Source organism: Microvirga terrestris (assembly GCF_015694425.1).
Lineage (GTDB): Bacteria > Pseudomonadota > Alphaproteobacteria > Rhizobiales > Beijerinckiaceae > Microvirga > Microvirga terrestris.
Map to the genome: position 1 here is coordinate 271,449 of NZ_JADQDN010000001.1, position 22,873 is coordinate 294,321.

Below are 22,873 nucleotides of genomic sequence, written 5' to 3' on the forward strand. Positions count from 1 at the left end.
TAGGCCGACCTTCATTCAATCCGCTCTTCGTTACACTTTGACCCAAAGCAGAAGTTCCCAAAGTGCAGGTGTATCGTCGCTGCCTGACCCCAAGCGACCTCTGCAGAAATAGGTCCCGTTTGCGGCCGCTTGATCATGCGAGTGGAGCATGAATCAACGTTGCTCCGTTCTGCCGGCCCCACTCTAGTGCCGCCGCGGCGAGACGCCACTGATCTTATCTCCACTGGACCCGGTCAGGAACTCCTGCCAAGTTGTACCATCCAGCCGGTGAGCCGGAGCTATCGCAATGCGCAAAATGCCAGGGGAGAACAATTTGATGATACGAAATAGCGTCCTCATCCCCGCCTCGATCATCCTTGCAGCCCTATCTACGCCCGCCTTTGCCGCTTCCCTGCGTTACGCCAACCAAGGCGATCTGAAATCCCTAGATCCCTATACGCTCAACGAGACCACCACCAACGCCCACCTCGGGCATGTCTACGAGGGCCTGACGCGCCGCGGGAAGGACCTCGCGGTTCAGCCGAGTCTCGCCGAGCGCTGGGAAATCAGCGATGACGGCCTGACCTGGCGCTTCTTCCTGCGCAAGGGTGTCAAGTTCCACAATGGCAACGACTTCAATGCGGATGACGTCATCTTCTCGGCCACTCGGGTGCGGGCGCAGGGCTCAAACTTTACGACACGCGTGCCAACTAATGCCGAACTTGTGAAGGTCGACAACCACACGGTTGACGTGAAGCTCAAGTCTCCGAACCCGATCCTGAACTCCCAGTGGGACACCTGGTACATCATGGATAAGGAATGGGCAGAGACGAACAACGCCACCGCTCCGACGCCAGCGGCTGCCACCACGCCGAGCTTCGCGGCGCTGAACGCCAACGGCACGGGTCCGTTCAGGATCGAGAGCCATCAGGCTGGCGTGAAGACGGTCTTTAAGCCCAACCCGGCCTGGTGGGACAAGCCGGAGCACAACCTCGATGAGATCGTCTTTACGCCCATCGCAAGTGACGCCACCCGGGTCGCCGCGCTCCTGTCGGGCGAGGTTGATGTGATCGAACCGGTCCCGGTGCAGGATATCGCACGCGTCAATTCCTCTCCCAATGCCCAGGTGCTCACCGGGCCCGAACTCCGGACGATCTTTCTCAACATGGACTCGTCCCGCGACGAGCTTCTGTTCTCGAACGTGAAGGGGAAGAACCCCTTCAAAGACGTGCGGGTTCGGGAGGCCTTCTTCAAGGCGATCGACATCAACCTCATTCGCGACCGCGTCATGCGGGGGCTATCCACTCCTTCGGCCCTGATGATCGCGCCGGAGCTCTTCGTCCATGCAAAGGACTTCGAGCGCCCGAAGTATGATCTTGAGGGTGCCAAGCAGCTTCTCGCCGACGCCGGCTATCCGAACGGGTTTGAGGTCGGCATGGACTGCCCTAACGATCGCTATGTGAACGACGAGGCGATCTGTCAGGCCGTCGTCGGCATGCTGGCGCGGGCCGGCGTAAAGGTGAACCTGACAGCGCAGCCGAAGGCACTCTATTTTGGCAAAGCCGGTAAGTCGGGCGGCTATACCACCTCGCTCTCGCTGCTCGGCTGGACCCCCGGCACATTCGACAGCCACAATGTTCTCTATGACGTCATGGGCTGCCGCGATGTTCCCGGATCAAGTCGGGGCGAGACCAACTACGGCGGGTACTGCAATAAGGATCTTGATGCTGTGACCGATCAGATCCTGGTCGAAACGGATCCGGAGAAGCGCAACCAACTGATCAAGAAGGCATTTGAAATCGCCACCAAAGACTACGGGCATATCCCGTTGCACCAGCAGGCGCTCGCTTGGGGCGTGTCGAAGAAGGTCAAGCTCGTCCAGCGGGCCGACAACCAGCTCCTATTCTATTGGGCAAAGAAGGAATAGCGCGCTAGATAGAAGGGTACTCACCATATTGGAGCAAACAGGCTTCACAAGGCAGGATCTCCTCACCAGCCATCACTAGGCAACTGAGGAGATCTACTGTCGTCCGTTTGCGCGTTTCCGGTTGGCAGAACGATGTGTAACCAGCCGGATGTGACACAGCAGGAGGCTCCCTCACCAAGCCGCAGCACGTCGTGCGCAGGTTCGGGAGAGGAATCGTGGCTTGCGTGAATAGAGGAATGTCCGGGGCTAGTACAACTCCGACGAAGGCAGAACTTCCATAGTCATAAGGTTAGGCTGACGTTCGTAAGGTCAGCTCCAACGACGCAGTTTGACCCAATACAGACTTTCGCTCAGCAATCCCCCGCCTAGCTAACGCCGAGATCAGGTCCGGGAAGTTCACGAAAATGGTCCTTACCCGATGCAGGCTGGGTCGGGCGCTATCGTGAGCTGTTAGCCCAAATGTGGCCCAAAGGTGGAGGCGGATGGGTTGCTGGGAGTTCCCACAGAGTTCCCAGTCGCCTGTCGGCGGGGCAGGCCGCGGTCCATCTCTTCGAGGGAACGCTGGCTTTTGGGTAGAGCTCACCAGACATAATGGCAGTCAAGTTGAGCAAAGTGACGGCCTAACACGGAATCCTGCGTGGCGAACCTCGCTTTGGAGAGGACTAAAGTGACATTGACCGAGTTGCAGACCGAGAACGCTGCTCCCGCTGCCCGGAGTATCGGGTTTGTGAGCAGGATCGCGAAGAAGGAAACGGAAATGCAAGATGCATCGCCGACGGGTCCCGTTCAGTTGGCCAGCGAAACATGGTGGGCAAACGTGCTCTTGGAGCATTTTGGCTTCCCAGCCTCTCTCACTCCGCTAGACGGAGAATACGACTTGAACTTCGCCGTGCACCAGGAGGGAGCGAGAACTCATGTCCTGAAAGTGATGCGGCCCGGATGCGACAGCTCTCTCATCGAGGTGCAATGCAAAGCCCTGAACCATGTCGCGGCGCACGCTCCGGAGGTCGCTGTTCCCCGCGTCGTGAAGGCGCTTGACGGATCCCACTTCGTGTCGGCCCGCGACCAGAGTGGTGAGGAGCGGTTGGTCTGGCTCATCACGAACCTGCCCGGCCAGCTTTACGCGGAAACCAGCCCACAGCCGCCTTCCCTGTTGCGCGAGATCGGGGCGACCTTGGCAAAGATGGATCGGGCTCTCGAAGGCTTCGCTCATCCTGCTCTCGGACGAGAGATCAAATGGGATCTTCGCCGATCGGGTTGGGTTCGCCATGCGATAGGTTGGATCGATGGTGACGGCAGGCGGGAGATCGTCGAGCGGATTATCGCCGAATTCGAGGGTAACCTGCTAGGGCGACTTACCGCACTCCCCACCACCGCGATCCACAACGACATCAACGACTACAATATGCTCGTGGATGCCAGCACGGGGGAGCCGCGGCTCTCGGGCATCATCGACTTCGGTGACATGATCGACTCCCCAGCCGTTGCGGAACTCGCGATCGCCGGGGCGTACGCGGTTCTGGGCCAGGAACGGCCTATTGCGGCCCTGGCAGCGCTCATCGCAGGGTACGATAGCGTCCGGCCACTGAGCGATGAAGAACTCGCCTTGGTCTATCCGCTTGTCCTGACGCGCCTTGCCGTGAGCGTCGCGAACTCCGCCATCGTCAAGCGGGAGAAGCCGGACGATCCGTATGTCACGGTGTCTGAGCAGCCGGCATGGAACTTCCTGGAGACGAATTCCAGCCTTCCCCCCGATTGGGTCCTCGCATGCCTTCGCGTCTCGTGCGGACGTCCCGGACACCCTCGTGCCGATGCGGTGATGGGTTGGATCGCAAGCCACCGGGGTCGGTTCGCCCCTATGTTTGGCCGAAGCCTCGACGGAATTCCGGTCATCGACCTGAGCGTCGCCAGTCCCGCATCCCCCCGTAACCCATTCGACCTCGATCCCGACGACCTGGACGATGCGGTCGCGGAAGCGATGGGGGGCGCTGACATCGGACTCGGCCGATATGGCGAGCCGCGCCTCATTTATACCGGGCCCGAATTCAGGAAGACTCCCTATGCGGGATCCCACAGACGCACCGTTCACATCGCCGTGGATGTGTTCATCGATGCCGGTACGGAAGTCCGAGCCCCCCTCGATGGTGTCGTGCATGCCGTTGAACTCCGCACCTCGCCGCTCGACTATGGCGGCGTCGCGGTACTGGAACACACGATACCGGGCGGCGATAGGTTCTACACGCTTTACGGTCACTTGGCGGCAGACGTCGTCGCACGTCTTTCGCCGGGACAGACCGTGGTCGCCGGGGAGGTCATCGCCCTCATCGGCGATCGGTCAGAGAACGGTGGCTGGACCCCTCATGTCCATTTCCAACTCGGCCTTACCACACTGGGTCGCGGAGCGGACTGGCCTGGTGTCGCTGATCCGGATGAGTCCGCCGGATGGATGGAGCTGTTCCCCAACGGGGCGGCACTCCTGAACCTAGCCAATGAGAAAACTGCCGCTGTCACCACGGCGACTGAAACCGTCCTGCCCCGGCGCAAGAAGCGCTTCGCGGGCAACCTGAAGCTCTCCTATCGTGCGCCGCTCACCTTGCTTCGTGGATATCGGCAGTTCCTGTTCGACCAGTATGGCCGGACCTACCTCGACGGTTACAACAACGTGCCGCATGTGGGCCACTGCCACCCGCGGATTGTCGCTGCAGCAGCGCGGCAGAACCGACTGCTCAATACCAACACCAGGTATCTGCACCCGGCGCAGGTCGAGTATGCGGAGGCACTAACATCGCGGCTCCCCGATGAGCTGAGCGTCTGCTTCTTCGTGAACTCGGGGAGCGAGGCGAACGAACTCGCCCTGCGGCTTGCGCGGGCCCACACCGGGGCCGACGACACGATCGTGATGGACGCAGGCTATCATGGCAATACCAACACGGCGATCGACATCAGTCCGTATAAGTTCAATGGTCCCGGGGGACGGGGAGCGCCGGACTGGGTTGAAGTGGTGCCCGTTGCCGATCCCTACCGTGGTCCGTACAAGGGAAGCGATCCGGAAGCCGGACGCAAATACGCTGATCATGTCCGCGTCGCCGTTGAACGGATCCAGGCGCGCGACCGGAGGGTCGCGGCCTTCATCTGCGAGATATTCCCAAGCGTTGGTGGGCAGCTTATTCCGCCACCAGGCTACTACCGTCATGCCTACGAGGCCGTACGGGCGGCAGGGGGCGTGTGCATTGCTGACGAGGTGCAGACCGGACTCGGCCGCATCGGCACCCATCAATGGGGTTTTGAGACGCAAGGCGTCGTGCCCGACATTGTCGTCCTGGGTAAGCCAATCGGAAACGGGCACCCGATCGGCGCAGTGATCACCACCCCCGCAATTGCCGCCTCATTCGCCAACGGGATGGAGTTCTTCAGCACCTTCGGTGGAAGCACGCTTGCTTGCGTGATTGGCCGCGAGGTCCTTCGCGTCGTCGACGAGGAGAACCTTCAAGCCCAGGCCTTGGACGTCGGCACCTTCATGCTGGATGGACTGCGCGCACTTCAGGACGACCACGTCATGATCGGTGACGTCCGGGGATCCGGCCTCTTCATGGGCGTTGAGTTGGTCGAGAGTCGCGACACCTTGGAGCCGGCGCAAAAGGCGGCTTCGTACATCGTGAACCGCCTTCGCGAGCATCGCATCCTGATCGGGACTGACGGCCCGTTTGACAACGTTCTAAAGATTAGGCCACCCCTATGCTTTACCCGCGAGGACGCGTCCTATCTCCTGCATCGTCTAGCCGCGGTGTTGCGGGAGGAACCCTGCCGCATCTAGGAACGGGATATTGCAAATCACGGATCAGTCTTTCAGGATAATACGGTCCTGAAATTAGTTGCTAGAACCATGTGTGTTCGCACTTCGGCGACCCCGGAAATGGTCGAGACCCGATCCCGAACCTTGTTGAGGGTCTCAACCGCGTCGGCGGCAACATCCAGGACGAGGTCGATGTCCCCAGCCACGGACCTGCATTGAATGACCTCGTCAATCTGCCGAATGGCATCGATAATGTCGTAGGCAGGCGTCTTGTCGAGCTTCACGAGCAGGACGGCCTGGTTCGGCCTCGGCGAGACGCTGGATGAAAGGATGGCACAGTAGCCTTGAATAAAGCCCTCTCGCTCCAGACGCCGAAGACGAGCAGTCGTTGTACTGCGGGACAAGCCAACGGCGCTTGCCAGTTGTTTCAAGGGTTGGCGACCGGAGCGTGCCAGGAGCTTGAGAATCTGGCGGTCGGTTTCATCGAGAGACGTCATCATGTTGCTTTAGCTCTAGTAATCGCACGAGAGACAGTCAATCCAACTGCCAAGTCATTTGATTGAGCCAAACAAATCAAGTGGCAGCGGTCACACAGACAGTCACCGTGCTGGCCGGAGTCTTGCCCACGCATACGACGTCTAGCTGCATGCCAAATTTGTCATGGGGTCGATTGGCAAGCCTCGGCTGATAGGCGATATCCCACTATCGTTATCGGATGGACGCGGAAATGCTGCTGTCCTAGATCCGCTCGAGCAGAAGACCTAGGTATTCACTGGTGGGCCGAGGAACGCGAGATGTCTCCTTTTGGCACATTCCGGAAGAAGGGCTTTGATCTGCTGCTTGGAGGGCAAGCGACCTTTTAGAAATTGAAGCAGTTTGCCGGCACAAGTCGGTCGACTGCAGCCTTTGTAATCTTCGTTCCTCGTGTTGGCATGCTGGTTGCTACCCATCGAATTAGCTACCATGCCAGAGCGTAAGCCAGAGCCCTCTTGGCGCCTAGTGAGAAGCGAAAACTCTTTTGGCGTAAGCTCTTGGCGGTTTGTGACGGACCAGTACATGGCTGGCCCGCAAACTCTTAATCGGGTCGTAGATTCGAGTCCTAAATCACCCACCAATCTTCTCAAAGACTTAATGGTCGCGCTGAAACTTTATTCTGACAAGCCGCGTCTTTTTGTTCTCGCCCCGAGTCGTTGGCGGGCTTAGGCGGCGTTGTTTCATTGTCTTCTTTACGGACAATACTGTCATGTATGCTGTCTTGTGACCATCCACACGACCTCGCCATGGCTACGAGGCGCTCGAGCTGGCCGGTCCCTGAAACTTGTAGAGCTTCTTCCTCCGACCCAAGTACCTTGAAGACGCGGTCCATTGCTGTAAGTCGGAGCAGCTTCTGCACCTGAGCACTTGGGGCGATGATGCTGATATCGCCACTCGCCTTTCTTGCCGCTTTGAGAGCGGACACCATTGCTCCCAGACCTGTGCTGTCCATGAACGACACATGGGCGATGTGTAGCGCGAGGCGAACATTACCTTGCGAGATGGCTTCTACAATCTGATGCTTGAAAGTAGGAGCAGCCGCTGCATCGAGGCGGCCCTGCAAGTTAACAACGGCCAAGCCTTGGCCACGCGAGTCTACATCGATCTGCACATTCGCACCTTATGGATTACCCCGAAATCGGTATAATCAAGCATCTAGGGGCGAATTCTGTTCCGGGTAGGGTCGGTGGTCAGGCTGCCCTAGAAATAGGAATCTGAAGCACCCGAGCTGGCTCAAGGCCTTCCATAGCTTGTAGAACCTCAATGACCCTCATAGGGGCCGCCGGGGGGATGAAGACGACATTTGCAGATGTCTTGGCTGCTGGATCCGACGTTGAAAGCAGAAGCGCGGGACGATCAGGGTGATGCTCGTGATATTCGTCTGCGAGAATCCATCCACAGACGAGCCCTGGAAGGCTCACTTTGCTGACAAGCCAGTCGATCTCGTTGCCCAGGTGGCAAAGGTTCAGCAGGGCCCGGTCTCCTGCCGGTGCGGCGATGACATTAAAGCCACCTGCATGAAGCAGCTGAGCCAGCAGCTCTCGGGTAAGCGCATCATCTTCGACAACAAGGACGGTGACCTTGGAACGGGAAGTGGAGACCATTCTGGCTTCCTCCAGATGATGCTCAAGTCTCCGCCTGTGCTGCTTAACGTCAGCTTAATCAAATGTCCCCCTTTGAGGGATCACCACGAAGGGTTGCTGCGATGCCACGGAAGCTTGGCACAAGCTTGGCGAGCTATTCCTCAGAAGCTTAAGAACCTGCGTGGCTAGGGGCGTACGTATCCCGCTCCTACGCGGCAAGGTATCATGGGGAAGTCATGAAATCTCAAAATTCGGTTACAAGACCTAAGGTCGGGTTCTCCGGCATCTCAGGACGCTTCTACGCAGGCATAGCGGCGGGTATCCTCGCGCTGATTGCGCTGGCCATCTACGGATCGCTTACAATCTCGAGCATCCTGCTTGAGCGGAAGCAAGCGGAGTTGAAAAGCCTTGCGCAGACTGCAACCACTCTCATCGCGGGTTACGAGGAGCGTGCGAAGAAGGGTGAATTGACGGTCGAGGAGGCGAAGAAGCGTGCAGCCGACACACTGCGTACCATGCGGTACAATGGGAACGATTACTTCGTGGTGCTCGATTTCACCAATTTCGTCGTCATGCATCCCAACAAGGCTACGGAAGGCAAGAACCTTTCGGACGTGAAAGATGCAAACGGCACCTATGTAACCCGCGAGCAGGTCGAAGCGGGCAAGAAGGGCGGGGGCTTCGTAAACTTCCTTTGGCCGAAGCTGGGTGAGACTGCGCCATCTCCAAAGACCGTGTATGCCGTATCCATTCCTCAATGGGAGTGGGTTGTGGCAGCTGGCATGTATGTCGATGATCTCGCAGCGATCAGCGCTACGTACCGGAACGTGTTCCTCGCGTTTGTCGGCGTGTCTGCCTTGATCCTGATAGGCATTGCCTTCGGACTCGGGAGGAGCATCTCCCGCCCCATCAGCCGCCTTGTCGATAACATGCGCTCGCTTGCGGATGGAAACCTTGAGGTGACCATTGACGGAACTTCTCGTCGCGATGAGATCGGCCAGATGGCTGGTTCCGTTCAGGTCTTCAAGGATGCCATGATTGCCAAGAAGCTTGCAGACGAGCGCGTGGCACTCGAGGCGGACTCGAAGACACGAAGGGCTGAGGCCCTGGATCAGCTGACCAAGCGATTTGAAATGAACGTTTCGTCCCTGACGCAAGGCGTCTCGGCAGCAGCCAGCCAGATGGAGGCAACGGCCAGATCCATGACTTCTGTGGCGAACCAGACTACCCAACAGTCCGTGACCGTCTCGTCCGCTGCTCATCAGACCTCGGCCAATGTCCAGACCGTGGCGGCTGCAACTGAGGAACTGTCTGCCTCGATCCGCGAGATTGCCTCGCAGGTGAGCCAGTCCTCTCTAGTGGCAGAAAAGGCAGTCAAAGGCACCCAGCGCACCACCGAGACAGTGCAGGAACTCGCTGCCAGTGCCGAGAAGATCGGCAATGTCGTTCAGCTGATCAACACCATTGCCGGCCAGACCAACCTCCTGGCACTCAATGCCACCATCGAGGCGGCGCGCGCCGGCGAGGCCGGCAAGGGCTTCGCTGTTGTGGCATCCGAGGTGAAGGATTTGGCGACCCAGACAGCCAAAGCAACCGAGGAAATCTCGCAACAGATCGGTTCGGTGCAGCAGGCGACGCAGCAGACTGTGGAAGCGATCCAGGAGATTGCCCGCACGATCTCTGAGATGTCGCAGATCTCCACCGGGATTGCCGCCGCCATGGAGCAGCAGGGCTCGGCAACGGCTGAGATCGCTCGCAGCGTCCAGGAAGCCGCACGCGGTACGGAACAGGTGACCGGCAGCATTCAGAATGTGCAGAGCGGGGCAGGGGAGACAGAAACGGCAGCTTCCCAGGTTCTGGGGGCTGCTCAGGAGCTGGCTCGTCATTCCAACGATCTCAGCCACGAGGTTGCAACCTTCCTGAACGGCGTCAAGGCTGCGTAAGTTTCGAGAGAGTCAGCCAAGGATGTTGGAGTTTGCCCCACGTATGCTCCAGCATCTCTCGACAATCCAAACTCAAAAAGGGTCGCTGGAAACAGCGACCCTTTTTTGCTGAAAACCACACATCGCGTCGCGAACTCGGGCTGACGCTGGCGTCGTGTGAACAGGTGCTAGTGCCGAAGTTATGATGGTCTCAGCTATTCGCGAGCCCACAGCAGGTGGGTAAGGCAACAGAAATCACCTCAGCAGACGACAGGGTTGGAACCCTTGCGCACCCACAAAGTTCTCCGCAAGCCAAGCGTAAATGCGATAGCCTATGGATGTCACTGCCGCCGGATTGCGTCCGCATTGATGATCCGCGCTGCTCTTGAGGTAAGAGCTTAGCTCGGCTTGTCCGGATGCCCGGCTGGCAGCGCGAGATGTTCGTTCAGAATGCGCACGATCCGGACGACATCCTGCCTGGGGAGGGCAAAGCCGAGAGGTCCGTAGGACGGATGGTCGAACGCGAGCAGCGAGCCGTCGATGCTTGCGACCTGCACATACCAGGGTGGCTCGATCACTGTTTCCACCGTCTTCCCGTCGAGCGGAAGCTTCCGTGAGCCTTCGACCATGCGCGACCTTGCTTCGCCGAGCAGTTGGATCACCTTCGTGAGCTGCTTGAGATCAAGTCCGACCGGGTGAGACGGTCCTGCCGTAGAGCCGATCTCGATCGTCACCGTCTGCCGGTCGTCGGAGACCTTCACGCCAACTCTTGCTTCGGCCATGACACACGCCTCCATCCTCATTCGGGTCATGTGGTTCACAGCACCGAATTCAACCCGGCATAGTCCGAATGGGTTTTCTCTACAGATCCGTTCGAGAAAGTGAGCAATGTAATGCCCAAGCCCCATAAGCTAGAAGGTATGGTCGCGTTCATGTTCGAGACAGGCTTTTCGCAGAAGGCTACGGCCTTCGTGACCGAGATGGGGCGATGCAGAAGGCCTACCTCCTAAGGCTACAAAGTGAAGAAGCACTTCAACCCAATCCAGCTGTAAGTAGCGATGTTAAGTGCAACGTGCCGGATGCTTGAATCACGGCACCTTGCAATATTGAGCCGTAGTGATGTCCATCGCAATGTGTTGTGAGCGGGCTATATCGTTGCTCAAACTCCCTTTCGGACGTCTGCCACATTGCGGCCGCACTGCAACGCTTTGCTCTGCGTTCAGGCGCTGAATTTGCGCTTCTGCAGAACAAGGGACATGCGGAACAAGTTGCTGATGAAACTGGAACGAAATAACCACTCGATCGCGCTGGACACGAACAATGTTCTAGCTGAACTTGAACGCACGATGGTTGCGTCCATTGCGTTGATGAAGCGCCTAAGGCGGCAGAAACGGCGCTCCAATCGCATAACGCACTCAGTCGAGCAGCATAGCGCCTGAGAAAAGCGATGTTATTGGTATCCTATGGGCAGGAAACACGGACATCCTGCCCACAAAGTTGTTTGTGGAGCTACTTCATTTACTAAGCGCACGCGGTTTATCACGTTGTAACGATAGCTACTCCAAGAAGCATAGAATTCAGCACCGCGCTTATCGATCCCCATGTGCCACTGAGCACCGACGCAATTGAGAGGCATGATTATCCTCCTGCCCGCAATAGGGAGGATCTGTTCATGACGACCTTCGACGCTCACCATCGTATCCGCCCATCGCGATCCGCTCTGCTTGCAGCAACGGCTGCTCTGGCCCTGCTGGCAGGAGGTACGGCCTATGCATGTCCTCTCGGTGGACATGATAGTCCCCGGGTCCGTATGCTGCATGCCCTGCAGAATCCGAGCCATCACGGCTCCGGGCAGCATATGTCGGTGGCGCAGTTGCAGCCACAAACCAGTAACGTTCAGCCGAAGCGTACGGAACTCGGCGCCTATGGCCGCGACCTGCCGCGCGGTGCAGCAGCTCCCACATCTGACGCCAAGCCCCCGTTGCGCGACAATCTCGGCACTCTCTCCTGGGTGGTAATCAAAGACTCGAACGGGGAGGCTCAGGCCTATTTCAATCAGGGCTACAGGCTGGGCTGGGGCTTCAATCACGCGGAAGCGGCGCGTGCCTTCCGGGCGGCGCAGGAACTCGACCCGAATTGCGCCATGTGCCTGTGGGGCGAGGCCTGGGTGCTCGGCCCGCATATCAACTACCCGATGGATGCGGACGCCAATGCGCGCGCGCTCACAGTGCTCGAGAAAGCACGCACTGTTGCTTCAGGTAACGGCGATATGCAGGTCGCGTTGGTGGAGGCGCTCTCAAAACGGCATTCGCCTGATCCCAATGCTGATCGCAAGGCTCTGGATCAAGCTTACGCTGATGCCATGGAGGCGGTGCAGGCGCGATTCCCCAACGATCCGCATGTGGCGGTTCTCACGGCCGATGCTCTCATGAATCTCACGCCGTGGGATTACTGGGCCGATGGCGGCAAGACGCCGAAAGGCAAGACCGAGAAGATCGTCACCTTGCTGGAAGGCGTGCTCGGAACGGCGCCATCCAGCCCAATCGAAGCCAATCCCAGCCACCCCGGCGCCGTCCACCTCTATATTCATACCGTCGAGGCATCTGACCATCCGGAGCGGGCCGCTCCTCATGCGGCCCGCCTGGAGAGCTTGATGCCCGGCGCAGGTCATCTGGTGCATATGCCGAGCCACATCTGGTACCGGCTCGGTCGCTGGCGGGAGAGCCTCGATGCCAATGTGCGTGCGGCGGCAGCCGATGAGACGCTCGTCAAAGAGGGCGGCGCGAGCCTTCTCTATTCCGAAGCCTATTATGCACATAACGTTCACTTCCTGATGGTCTCGGCGCTGACCGGCGGCGATGGCGGCACTGCCGTAGACGCGGCAACAAAGCTGTCAGGTATCGTGTCCGAGCGTGCGCAGCGTGAGGTGCCTTGGACACAGCCGATCACGGCCGCGCCCTACAACGTTCATGCGGTCTTCTCGAAGCCGGAGGACGTGCTCGCCCTGCCTGAGCCGAAGGGTGATTTTCCATATGTGAAAGCCGCATGGCATTATGCACGCGGCGTTGCCCTGGCCCGTCTCGGGCGAGCTGATGAGGCCCGTTCGGAGGCTGGCGCCATAGACGCGTTGGCGAAGCGCCCTGAGATCAAGGCTCTGCCCGATGCTGGTGTACCCGGGCCGGATGTGCTCTCGATCGCGGTGCACGAGATTAAGGCCAGAATTGCGCAGCATGCCGGCGATCAGGCCCAGGCTGCCGCGCTGTTTGCGGAGGCTGCGACGATCCAGGACAGGCTGCCCTACATGGAGCCGCCCTACTGGTACTACCCGGTGCATCAATCCCTGGGAGCTGCCTTGATGGCACAGGGTAAATCCGCTGAGGCAGCGATGGCATTCCGCGAGGCGCTGCATCGCTCGCCAAACAATGGTTGGGCCGCGGCAGGGCTGCTCCGTGCAGCCGAGGCGCAGGGCGATCAGGCAACGGTCGAGGAAGCAAAGTCCCTCATGCAGAAGAACTGGTTCGGAACGGGCATGCCGGCTCCCGAACAGCTCTGAATCAGAAGCTTGATGGTGATCAGGATGGGCTCCGGTGGCGTTCACCGGAGCCCGAATGCATGTGGGTGTGACTTCTTCGCCAGAGCCAAATCGGAATGGAACCGGACCGGCCGCGGATCGCAGTCGGAAATGTTCCTTCCAGAAGACCGGATTCGAAAATTGAACAACCATCGCCTGCTGCGCGGTGGAGATCGTCGCTCAGGGCCACATCGGCATCGTGCGAGGCGGCGACCTCCATCAACCGGCTCGCCACATTGACCGTATCGCCGACGGCCGTGATGTGCTGATGACTGTCGCCACCGAGCCGCGAGGCGATGATTTCCCCGAAATGAGCCCCGATCTTGAACCCGATCTGGGATGCAATCGTATCAGGCAAGTCCGCCATCCAGACTTCCGTCCGCAGACACAGTCCGACGCAGGCCTCCACGGCATGGCAGGCATCCTCGGGCGAGGAATCCGGCAGCCCGAACAGGATCATGGCACCATCGCCCATGAAACTGGCGACGATTCCCTGATGGCGCACCGCCTCCTGATCCACGAGAGCGTGAAAGCCGCGCAGCATTTCGCGGGTTTCGTCGAGAGGCAGAAGTTCGCTCAGGCCAGTGAAGCCCGATAGATCGATGAAGATCACAGCTACCTTCTGGCGCACCGGCTTCATGAGGAAAGCAGGATCCTCGGCGAGGCGCCTGGTAAGGCTCGGAGGCTGGAAGCGGCGCAAAGTCCTGCTCTGCACGCTGAGCCTGTCTGCGCGACGCCTGTCAAGCCAGAGTTCCGCCGCTCCGAAGACTATGGCCGGAGGCAAAGCTGCCAGCAGCGGAAGGGTGGCGCTGAGCCAGATGCCTCGCGTGAACGCCGCGAAGGTCAGCCCGATCCATGCGGCCGTGACAAGGGCGATGACCGCAAATCCCCATATGCCGCGATGCCAGGCGAGGAGCAGAACGAACAGGATCGGCAGCAGGATGGCCACGCAGCCATCGGCGAAGCGCACACGCCTATCACGCACCAATCCGTCGCCATCCATGAGATGCGCCATGGCGGTCGCCAAGACCTCGACGCCCGGCAATACCGGATCGAAGGGTGTCGGAAAGGCATCGCCGCCTCCCGTCACCGTCGCGCCAATTACGACGATCCTGCCCCGAAACGCATCTTCATCGGCCTGTCCGTCCAAGACCTCGCTGGCGCTGATGGTGCGAACGGTGCCGGACGGGCCATAGAAACGGAGAGGAAGTGCATATCCCCTCTCAGTGCTTGTTGCGACGTCGCCGATGGCGACTTCGTCTGCCCGGAGAACCGGATCTTGTCCCATGGCAACAGAGACGGTGCGAAGCGGGAATGAGGGAATGATCTGGGAATTTGAGCGAACCAGAAGCGGAATGTGTCGCGGCACCCCAGACGGATCCGTGGCGATGTTCACGACACCCACCGCCGAGGCACTGGCCAGAGTTTCAATCGGCAGGAGAAGTCTCTGGACCATGGGGAGGTCGTTGAGAGCAGCTGCGTCGGCATCGTACGGCACGTTTCGATCAAATAGGCCTGCTGCCGCCAAGACGCCCCGCGTCTCGCCCAGAGCCTTGGCGAGCGCAAGGTCCCCCTCCGCCGGGCCCGGATCGACGAACAGGATGTCGAGCGCGACGGCCTTCGGCTGCATGCGTCCCACCTTTGAGACGAGCTGTGCCATCGTGGTGCGGGGCAGGGGATAGGCGCCGACCTGCTGCACGGTCTGGTCATCGATAGCCAGGATCGTGATGCCGTCCGGTGCCGGGCGTGGACCTTGGATCAGAAACCGCAGATCGACCAGGGGAGCTTCCAGCCGATCAAGAAGGGCGGACTTGCCCTGCCAGTGTAAGATGGCCAGCCCTGCACCCCAGACACCCGCAAGGGCAGCGGCGATCAACGGAATGGCGTATCGCCTACCCATGAAGGCTCAGCGCCCGAGGCGGGCGAGGAGTGCTGCTGCCCGGGCGGCTGGCCAGCGCCGCACGACGAGAGACGATGTGCCGGCCTCCACATCGACACCCTCTCCAGGCCCGAGGCTGACACCCCGGGTATTGCCTGAGACCCGCCGCACCGCGACCCGTCCCGTCACGACGAACACGGACGTCCGGGTGCCGCTCACGTCGACCGCCCATTGCGTGCCGCGCACTGCGGCAATGGCCTGTGGCGTCATGATCTGGAAGCCCCGCCCTACTGACCGCGCGGGCGCATCGACGAAGATGGCGCGGCCCTGCAGATTCACAGCATCTGGCTGGGCGTCCCGGTTGCGATCCACGATTTCGTAGGCCGCTCCCGCTTCAGCCTCAATAGTGAGGCCATCATGGCAGCGCAGGATCTGGCGCTGCGGGCCCGATGCCGCTTGGAGCACGCAGCCGACACCTTGAGCCAGTGCAGTCTCACTCAAGGGAAAATGCATCAGAGTGCATAGAAGGACGAGCCGTGCCGCAGCAGGAGAAACTGCCCAATGACTTGTCCTTCTCCATGTCATGATGTTCCTCCGCTGCCAAAGGCCCCGCTGTTGTCACGGACGGCTCAAAGATGCCAATGGTTACAATATGGAGGATAGGAGAGTGCCAGCGATGTGCCAGATGTCACCCTTCGGGGGGCGTGGCAAACCTCAATGTTTTAGGGCAACCATAAACAGGCGTGGAAAGCGCAGAAGAACCTTGCCGTCCTGCTGAACTGGATAGGCCTTCTCGATCTGTGCGTGATACTGATCCACAAACCCGGATTGCTCCTCCGGTGAGAGAGGATCGAGATAGGGTCTCAAACCCGTGCCCTTGAGCCACTCGACGATCGCTTCCGCATCCGCCAGGGGATGTACATAGGTCGTCTGCCAGAGATCGGCTGAGCATCCCGCCTCAAGCAGCCAGGAATAATAATCCTCAAACGATCCGATTTTCTCACGGGATACGGACGCAGCTTTGAGCTTTTCCGCCCAAGGCCCCTCCTGCGCAACCTTCCGCATGAGTCGGTGCGAGGGTTCCTGCAGGTTGTAGGGCATCTGAACCGCAAGGCAGCCTCCTGATTCCAGAGAAGAGGCGAGACGTGCCAGCAGGCGCTTATGGTCCGGCAGCCATTGGAGGACGGCGTTGGCGAAGATCAGGTCGTAGCGCTGGTCTGGTTTCCAGGTTGCAATATCCGCTTCCTGGAACTTGACCTCTGGCAAACGCACCCGCGCCTTGGCGAGCATGTCGGGCGAGTTATCGAGGCCGATCACGCGCGCTTCGGGATAGCGATTGGTGATCAGTTCCGTACTGTTCCCAGGGCCGCAGCCTATGTCGACGGCACTGCGGATTCCCGCCGGAGGGACACGTCTGATCAGATCTATCGCGGGTCGCGTCCGCTCATCCTCGAATTTCAGGTATTGTCCAGCGTTCCAGTCTGCCAAGGGAGGCCTCATCATCCTTAGGGTTCAGGGTCAGCACATCCTGCAGAAGCGCCAGTGGCTCCCTCGGCGCAGCCAAGCATGGCGTTGATCTCAGACGCAAGTCCCAACAGGCGATGCTGCACTGCGCAAACCTATCAGGGGAAATCAAGCCACCATTCTCGACACGGGAGAATCCATTCAAGGGCGACATCTTTCTCGTTCGAGCGTATAGTCATTGCATAGGTTACGGCTAAGCGTGACCGCTGCATTGTCGCGCATGGCCGTGTCTCAACTGCCAAGGTTCAGCCCTGGAGGAGCGCTTATGGCCCATTTTCACATTGTCGCCGGTGCAACCGAAACCCCAGCCCACCCGATTGTCAGGAAGATCACACCCGCCGATCTGAAGGAGGCATTGGCGAGGGGGTTCGATGATTTTTGGGCGATGCCATCTCACCTCGTGTTTCTCGGGCTGATCTATCCCATTCTGGGCGTATGTCTCGCCGCGCTGACATTCAGCAACAATGCGCTGCCGCTGCTCTACCCGCTGGCTTCGGGCTTTGCCCTGGTGGGGCCGTTCGCGGCCATCGGGCTCTATGAGATCAGCAGACGGCGGGAGCTTGGTCTCACCACCTCCTGGCAGGATGCCTTCGATGTCCTCAAATCGCCTTCCATCCCTTCAATCATGGCTCTCGGGGCGGTGCTGCTCGTCATCTTCCTCGTATGGCTGACATCGGCGCGCCTGCTATACCAGTCCATCTTCGGCTATGAGGTGCCTATGTCGTATTCGCAATTCGTCAATCAGGTGCTCTCAACCTCCGAGGGCATGAGGCTGATCGCCATCGGCAACATTCTCGGCTTCTGCTTCGCCGTCGCTGTTCTGAGCATCAGCGTGATCTCGTTTCCGCTGCTTCTCGACCGGGATGTAGGGGTGGCTGTGGCCGTCTACACGTCGATAAAGGCAGTCGTCATGAACCCGCTGACGATGGCCTTATGGGGCTTAATCGTGGCAGCAGGGCTCCTCGTCGGATCGATCCCGCTCTTCGTGGGTCTTGCCATCGTCATGCCGGTGCTCGGGCACGCGACCTGGCACCTATATCGCCGGGTGGTGGAGCCTCCGCAGCCTGATGAGGCTCATCCGGTCATGTGACTTGAATACTGTAGAAGGCACAAAGGCGGTCCGGTCAAAAGGCCGCCTTTTCGCTGATCAGGTGCCCGGCCCGAAGAAAGAAAGGCGGGAGAGGAGTGTGTGATCCGATTCCAGCACCATGATCGCCACGAAAACCAGCACGGCACTGATCGGCACCAGGATGGCATAGACCAGCGAGAGGCGCTCCCAGGCCATATGCATGAAGACGGCGATGATGAGGCCGGCCTTCAGCATCATGAACAAGAGGATGAGCGAATATCTCAGGAGCCCCTGAATCTGGAAGTAATCGACAGAGTAGGAGCAGGCGCTCAGGATGAACAACCAGATCCAGACTACGAGATAGAGCCTGATCGGATGCTGCTGTCCCTGCATGTGGGCAGATGCCTGTGCCATGAGCGTGCTCACCAGAGATAGAAGAAAGCGAAGATGAAGACCCAGACCAGATCGACGAAGTGCCAGTAGAGACCCATGATCTCGACAGCCTCGTAATTCCCCCTGCGGCTGGTGAAGAAACCCTTTCTCTCTTGGTCATAGTCGCCCCGCCAGACCTTTCGGGCGACGATCAGGAGAAAAATCACGCCGATGCTCACATGGGTGCCGTGGAAGCCAGTGATCATGAAGAAGCTCGAGCCGAACTGCGCCGCTCCCCATGGGTTGGACCAGGGGCGCACGCCTTCATGGATCAACTTGGTCCACTCGAAAGCCTGCATGCCGACGAAGGTGGCTCCGAGCAGGGCCGTCACCAGCATCAGAACCGCGGTCTTCCGGCGGTCGCGGCGGTAGGCGAAGTTCACCGCCATGGCCATGGTGCCGCTGCTGCTGATCAGCACGAAGGTCATGATCGCGATCAGGATGAGGGGGAGGCTGGTGGCTCCGATGGTCAAGGCAAAGACTTCACTCGGATTGGGCCATGCCACCGTCGTGGACATGCGAGCCGTCATGTAGGAAATCAGGAAGCAGCTGAACACGAAGGTGTCACTGAGGAGGAAGATCCACATCATGGCCTTTCCCCAGGAGACGTTCCTGAAGGCTTGCCGGTCTGAGGAGAAGTCGGCTGCGATGCTGCGCAGACCTGCAGCCTCGGAGTATCTATGTGTTGTGTCCGTCACAGCCTGTTCCGTCATGAGCAGGGCTCCATTCAGGTCAGCAACTGCCGACAGATGTCGATGAACCGGCCGGCCCAACCCAGCCAGATGCTCAGAAGAAGGAGCCAGAGAAGGAGCAGGAAGTGCCAGTATGTGGCGCAGAGCTCCACGGACAGGCGCAGTCGCTCAGGTACGGGCACGCGCCATGCCATCTCGGTGGTACGAGTCAACGCTACCAGCCCGCCCAGGAGATGAAGACCGTGCGCTCCGGTCAGGACATAGAAGAAGTCATTGGCCGGACTAGCGGCAAGGCGATAGCCCTCATCCGACAATTGCTGCCAGGCAACCAACTGCCCCGACAGGAAGGCCAAAGCCGAGATGCCGGCTGCAATCAGGCTCGCCTTGAGCTCTACCCTCTCGCCATGCCCCACAGCGACCTTAGCGCCCTGAAGTGCGATGCTGCTCAGCACAAGCATGATGGTGTTGAGCCAGAGGATGGGCGGGAGTGGCAGTGCGCGCCAATCCGGAAGCTGCATGCGCATTGCATAGGCGCTGATGAACAGCGCGAAGAATGAGCCGACAACAGCGAGGAAGATACGGAGCCCGATTGTTGTCGGATCCGCCGGTTGAACAGGGAGATCCGACAGGACGACCGCTGCCTCCTGCTCCAGCCACGGCTTGGACGCGATGCCCTGCCGCGAAAGCCACAATGTCGCGATGATCGCCAGGATGCTCAGGAACAACAGGATGCTACCCATGGCCTGCTCCCGTTGTGGCGCGAGTGGGCCCCGGCTGGTTCTGCGGTAGAAAATCCTGATCGGCTCCCGGCACGCTGTAATCGTAGGCCCAGCGGTAGACGACCGGCACGTCCCTGCCCCAATTGCCATGAGGAGGGGGAGTTTCCGGCGTTTGCCATTCCAAGGTGGTGGCGCGCCAGGGGTTGCCGCCCGCTTCCCTGCCGTGGCGCAGGCTCCAGAAGAGATTGAACACGAAGGCGAGCTGGGTTGCGCCGACGATCAGCGCGACAATGGTGATGAAGGCGTTGAGTGTGTGCGCTGAGGGAGGCACGAAGGCCATATCGCCGATGTCATGGTACCGGCGCGGGATACCCATCAGGCCAAGATAATGCATAGGGAAGAAAATCGCGTAGGCACCGAGGAACGTGACCCAAAAGTGGAGCTTGCCGAGCCCATCGTTCAGCATGCGCCCGGTCACTTTCGGATACCAATGATAGATCGCACCGAAGATCACCAGGATCGGGGCCACCCCCATGACCATGTGGAAATGCGCGACGACGAACATCGTATCCGACAAGGGAACATCGACGACGACGTTGCCGAGGAAGAGCCCGGTGAGGCCGCCGTTCACGAAGGTGACGATGAAGGCGAGCGCAAACAGCATGGGGACGGTGAGGTGGATATCTCCCCGCCAGAGCGTGAGGATCCAGTTATAAACCTTGATCGCTGTCGGGATGGCGATAATCAGAGTCGTGGTGGCGAAGAAGAACCCGAAATACGGGTTCATGCCGCTCACATACATGTGGTGCGCCCAGACGACAAAGCTGAGAGCGCCGATGGCCAGCAGCGCCCAGACCATCATGCGATAGCCGAAGATGTTACGCCGTGCATGGGTGCTGATGAGGTCCGACACGATGCCGAAAGCCGGCAGGGCCACGATATAGACCTCGGGATGCCCAAAAAACCAGAACAGGTGCTGGAAAAGGAGAGGGCTGCCGCCGTTGCGGTCCAGAGGCTGTCCCATCTCCACCATGGCGGGCATGAAGAAGCTCGTGCCGAGCATCCGATCGAACAGCATCATCACGGCGCCGACGAACAGGGCCGGGAAGGCGAGCAGCGCCATGAAGCTTGCGGTGAAGATGCCCCAGACTGTGAGCGGCATGCGCATCAGCGTCATGCCCCGCGCTCGCGCCTGCAGCACGGTCACCACGTAGTTCAGGCCACCCATGGTGAAGCCGATGATGAAGACCATCAGCGACACGAGCATCAGGATGATGCCCCATTCCTGACCTCCCGGCGTGCCTGACGTAATGGCTTGCGGCGGGTAGAGCGTCCAACCGGCTCCCGTGGGGCCGCCCGGTGCGAAAAAGCTTGCCACGAGAATGAAGACTGCCAGGAAATAGATCCAGAAGCTCAGCATGTTGACATAGGGAAAGACCATGTCGCGCGCGCCGACCATCAACGGGATGAGGTAGTTACCAAAGCCGCCGAGGAAGAGCGCGGTGAGCACATAGACCACCATCATCATGCCGTGCATGGTGACGAACTGGTAATAGGCATTGGCGTCGATGAAGGAGAAGACGCCTGGAAATCCCAGCTGCAGGCGCATCAGCCATGAGAGGACGAGGGCGATGAGGCCGACGGACAGAGCCACGAAGGCGTACTGGATGGCGATGACCTTCGCGTCCTGACTGAAGACATATTTCGTCACCCAGCTATGCGGATGGTAGAGCTCGACGTCCTCGACATCGGGCGCTGTGACCACTCCTGCCGATCCAAGTGGAACGTCTACCATCAGGATTCTCTCCCTGGTTCTTCACTCTTTCACTTCGCTCAATCGGGCACAGCTGTCCCGCTCATGGCGTCCGGCGTCAGGCGAGCGAAGCTCGTCGGCGCCTTGTCCTGCAGCCATGCCTGATAGTCGCTCTCTTCCTGAACGATAACCTTCCCGCGCATCTGCGGATGGCCGACCCCACACAGCTCCGCGCACAGGATCTCGAAGGTCCCGGTTCTCGTCGGGGTGAACCAGATGAACGACACCTGTCCGGGCACCAGATCCATTTTCGCCCGGAACTCCGGTACGTAGAAGTCATGGAGAACGTCAGCTGAGCGCAGGAGAGCCTTGACCGGCCTGTTGACCGGAAGATGCAGCTCTCCACCCTCGATGACGACATCATCCTGTGATTTCGGGTCGTCGCGGTTGATTCCGAGCGGGTTGTCAGGACTGATGAGGCGTGTGTCGGATGTGGCGAGCTGGCCATCGGGTCCGGGCAGCCTGAAGCTCCATTGCCATTGCTGGCCGAAGATCTCGATGTCGGTTGCGTCATCGGGCACCGTGATGAACTGCTGCCAGACGAAGAGGCCGGGCGCCAGCATGGCGGCCACACCGACGCCCGTCACGATGGTCAGCCACCACTCCAGGCGCTTGTTCTCGGGCTCATAATGGGCTTGCCGTCCTGCTTGATGGCGAAAGCGATAGACGCAATAGGCCATGAAGAGTATGACCGCGACAAAGACCGCGCCCGTGATCCAGAACGTGATGATGATCGTGTTGTCTATGTAGCGCCAATTCGATGCGATCGGCGTCCACCACCAGGGGCTGACGAGGTGGAAGACCACTGAGCCAACAGCGATAAGAACGAGTATGAGCGCTACAGCCATTCCTCACCATCCTTGCCTTAATCAGGCGTTGGATCTGAAGCAGAAGGAGCAACTCTATTTTGCGTCGTAGCTATGTTTTGATTGAGACACTACCAAAGAAGCCGCAACCAAAACGCATTCAACAATCAGCATCAGCTCTGAGGCGGCTGCTCTATACATGACAGAAACTTGGCATTTGCCTTACAGCTACATCAAAAATTACACCCGTTGGAGTTTGCGGTCAATCAGGCTTGGCCGTCCGCGGCATGAAGAAAGCCAAGTGCGGTATATTTGTTTCATGTGAAACATAAGCACATGCGCATTATGTATGGTCGGGTCGACAGAGGCGTCCTCAGAAAGTGACGGAATAATGGCAACATTCGGTCCGATTTTAGTGTGCCTGCGACAACAGTTTTTCTTATCTTGCAGGCCTTGGCGTGAATAGGGATGTGGATGTTTTCCTCACAACTAAGGTTTGCTGATCTCTTTCATCAATAATCAACTTGAAATCGCCCGGCCGGGGTTTTGCCTCTGCGGAAACTATGGTTAGGTACGCGCCTGACGAACCTCGACAGATCGCAACATGTCTCCTGGGAACACTTGGAGCGG

Annotated in this window: 17 protein-coding genes; 5 read left to right on the forward strand and 12 right to left on the reverse strand. The window is 59.3% G+C overall.

Annotated elements, in window-relative coordinates; translation table 11 throughout:
- Positions 1–316 precede the first annotated feature (316 nt).
- Both I2H36_RS01265 and I2H36_RS01270 read left to right on the forward strand, forming a co-directional pair.
- Entirely contained in the window at positions 317–1,906 is a 1,590-nt protein-coding gene (locus tag I2H36_RS01265) for an ABC transporter substrate-binding protein (protein ID WP_196262073.1), read from the forward strand.
- Between the two features lie 757 nt (positions 1,907–2,663).
- Positions 2,664–5,720, forward strand: coding sequence for an aminotransferase class III-fold pyridoxal phosphate-dependent enzyme (locus tag I2H36_RS01270; RefSeq protein WP_196262074.1), 3,057 nt, complete (start codon positions 2,664–2,666; stop codon positions 5,718–5,720).
- Positions 5,721–5,752: 32 nt separating this feature from the next.
- On the opposite strand, the gene I2H36_RS01275 is transcribed toward I2H36_RS01270, so the two are convergent.
- The 3 genes from I2H36_RS01275 to I2H36_RS01285 form a co-directional block, all read right to left on the reverse strand.
- Positions 5,753–6,199 carry an Lrp/AsnC family transcriptional regulator gene (locus tag I2H36_RS01275; protein ID WP_196262075.1) on the reverse strand — a complete coding sequence of 149 codons (447 nt, stop codon included), beginning with the start codon at positions 6,197–6,199 and terminating at the stop codon, positions 5,753–5,755.
- Positions 6,200–6,819: 620 nt separating this feature from the next.
- Positions 6,820–7,344, reverse strand: a complete 525-nt coding sequence (locus tag I2H36_RS01280; RefSeq protein WP_210330883.1) for an STAS domain-containing protein — start codon at positions 7,342–7,344, stop codon at positions 6,820–6,822.
- A gap of 79 nt (positions 7,345–7,423) precedes the next feature.
- Positions 7,424–7,837 (reverse strand): response regulator, encoded by a 414-nt coding sequence (locus I2H36_RS01285; protein ID WP_196262076.1) that lies wholly within the window; start codon positions 7,835–7,837, stop codon positions 7,424–7,426.
- A 215-nt stretch (positions 7,838–8,052) separates the two neighbouring features.
- Between I2H36_RS01285 and I2H36_RS01290 the strand changes: the two genes are divergently transcribed.
- Positions 8,053–9,759: a methyl-accepting chemotaxis protein gene (locus I2H36_RS01290; RefSeq protein WP_196262077.1), complete on the forward strand. Its 1,707-nt coding sequence runs from the start codon at positions 8,053–8,055 to the stop codon at positions 9,757–9,759.
- 377 nt (positions 9,760–10,136) lie between these two features.
- Here I2H36_RS01290 and I2H36_RS01295 read toward each other — a convergent pair whose 3' ends face one another.
- Entirely contained in the window at positions 10,137–10,520 is a 384-nt protein-coding gene (locus I2H36_RS01295) for a hypothetical protein (protein ID WP_196262078.1), read from the reverse strand.
- 890 nt (positions 10,521–11,410) lie between these two features.
- On the opposite strand from I2H36_RS01295, the gene I2H36_RS01300 reads away from it, so the two are divergent.
- Positions 11,411–13,291 (forward strand): tetratricopeptide repeat protein, encoded by a 1,881-nt coding sequence (locus I2H36_RS01300; protein ID WP_196262079.1) that lies wholly within the window; start codon positions 11,411–11,413, stop codon positions 13,289–13,291.
- A 19-nt stretch (positions 13,292–13,310) separates the two neighbouring features.
- Here the strand turns inward: I2H36_RS01300 and I2H36_RS01305 are convergent, their stop codons facing one another.
- From I2H36_RS01305 to tam, 3 genes are all read right to left on the reverse strand, one after another.
- On the reverse strand, positions 13,311–15,209 hold the full coding sequence (locus tag I2H36_RS01305; RefSeq protein WP_196262080.1) for a CHASE2 domain-containing protein: 1,899 nt from the start codon (positions 15,207–15,209) through the stop codon (positions 13,311–13,313).
- 6 nt (positions 15,210–15,215) lie between these two features.
- On the reverse strand, positions 15,216–15,701 hold the full coding sequence (locus I2H36_RS01310) for a FecR domain-containing protein (protein WP_196262081.1): 486 nt from the start codon (positions 15,699–15,701) through the stop codon (positions 15,216–15,218).
- Between the two features lie 201 nt (positions 15,702–15,902).
- On the reverse strand, positions 15,903–16,676 hold the full coding sequence (gene tam / locus I2H36_RS01315) for a trans-aconitate 2-methyltransferase (RefSeq protein WP_196262082.1): 774 nt from the start codon (positions 16,674–16,676) through the stop codon (positions 15,903–15,905).
- A gap of 301 nt (positions 16,677–16,977) precedes the next feature.
- Between tam and I2H36_RS01320 the strand changes: the two genes are divergently transcribed.
- Positions 16,978–17,802: a DUF2189 domain-containing protein gene (locus tag I2H36_RS01320; RefSeq protein ID WP_196262083.1), complete on the forward strand. Its 825-nt coding sequence runs from the start codon at positions 16,978–16,980 to the stop codon at positions 17,800–17,802.
- A gap of 57 nt (positions 17,803–17,859) precedes the next feature.
- Here I2H36_RS01320 and I2H36_RS01325 read toward each other — a convergent pair whose 3' ends face one another.
- From I2H36_RS01325 to I2H36_RS01345, 5 genes are read right to left on the reverse strand one after another with little or no spacing between them, the layout of a single operon-like run.
- Positions 17,860–18,195, reverse strand: a complete 336-nt coding sequence (locus I2H36_RS01325; protein WP_196262084.1) for a cytochrome C oxidase subunit IV family protein — start codon at positions 18,193–18,195, stop codon at positions 17,860–17,862.
- A gap of 8 nt (positions 18,196–18,203) precedes the next feature.
- Entirely contained in the window at positions 18,204–18,926 is a 723-nt protein-coding gene (locus I2H36_RS01330) for a heme-copper oxidase subunit III family protein (RefSeq protein ID WP_196262085.1), read from the reverse strand.
- Between the two features lie 14 nt (positions 18,927–18,940).
- Positions 18,941–19,645, reverse strand: coding sequence for a cytochrome c oxidase subunit 3 (locus I2H36_RS01335; RefSeq protein ID WP_196262086.1), 705 nt, complete (start codon positions 19,643–19,645; stop codon positions 18,941–18,943).
- Positions 19,638–21,419 (reverse strand): cytochrome c oxidase subunit I, encoded by a 1,782-nt coding sequence (ctaD, locus tag I2H36_RS01340; protein ID WP_196262087.1) that lies wholly within the window; start codon positions 21,417–21,419, stop codon positions 19,638–19,640. Before ctaD ends, I2H36_RS01335 begins: the two co-directional genes overlap by 8 nt.
- A 38-nt stretch (positions 21,420–21,457) precedes the next feature.
- The gene (locus I2H36_RS01345; RefSeq protein WP_196262088.1) at positions 21,458–22,285 is read right to left on the reverse strand and encodes a cytochrome c oxidase subunit II; all 828 of its coding nucleotides are present in this window, start codon (positions 22,283–22,285) and stop codon (positions 21,458–21,460) included.
- Positions 22,286–22,873: the final 588 nt, after the last annotated feature.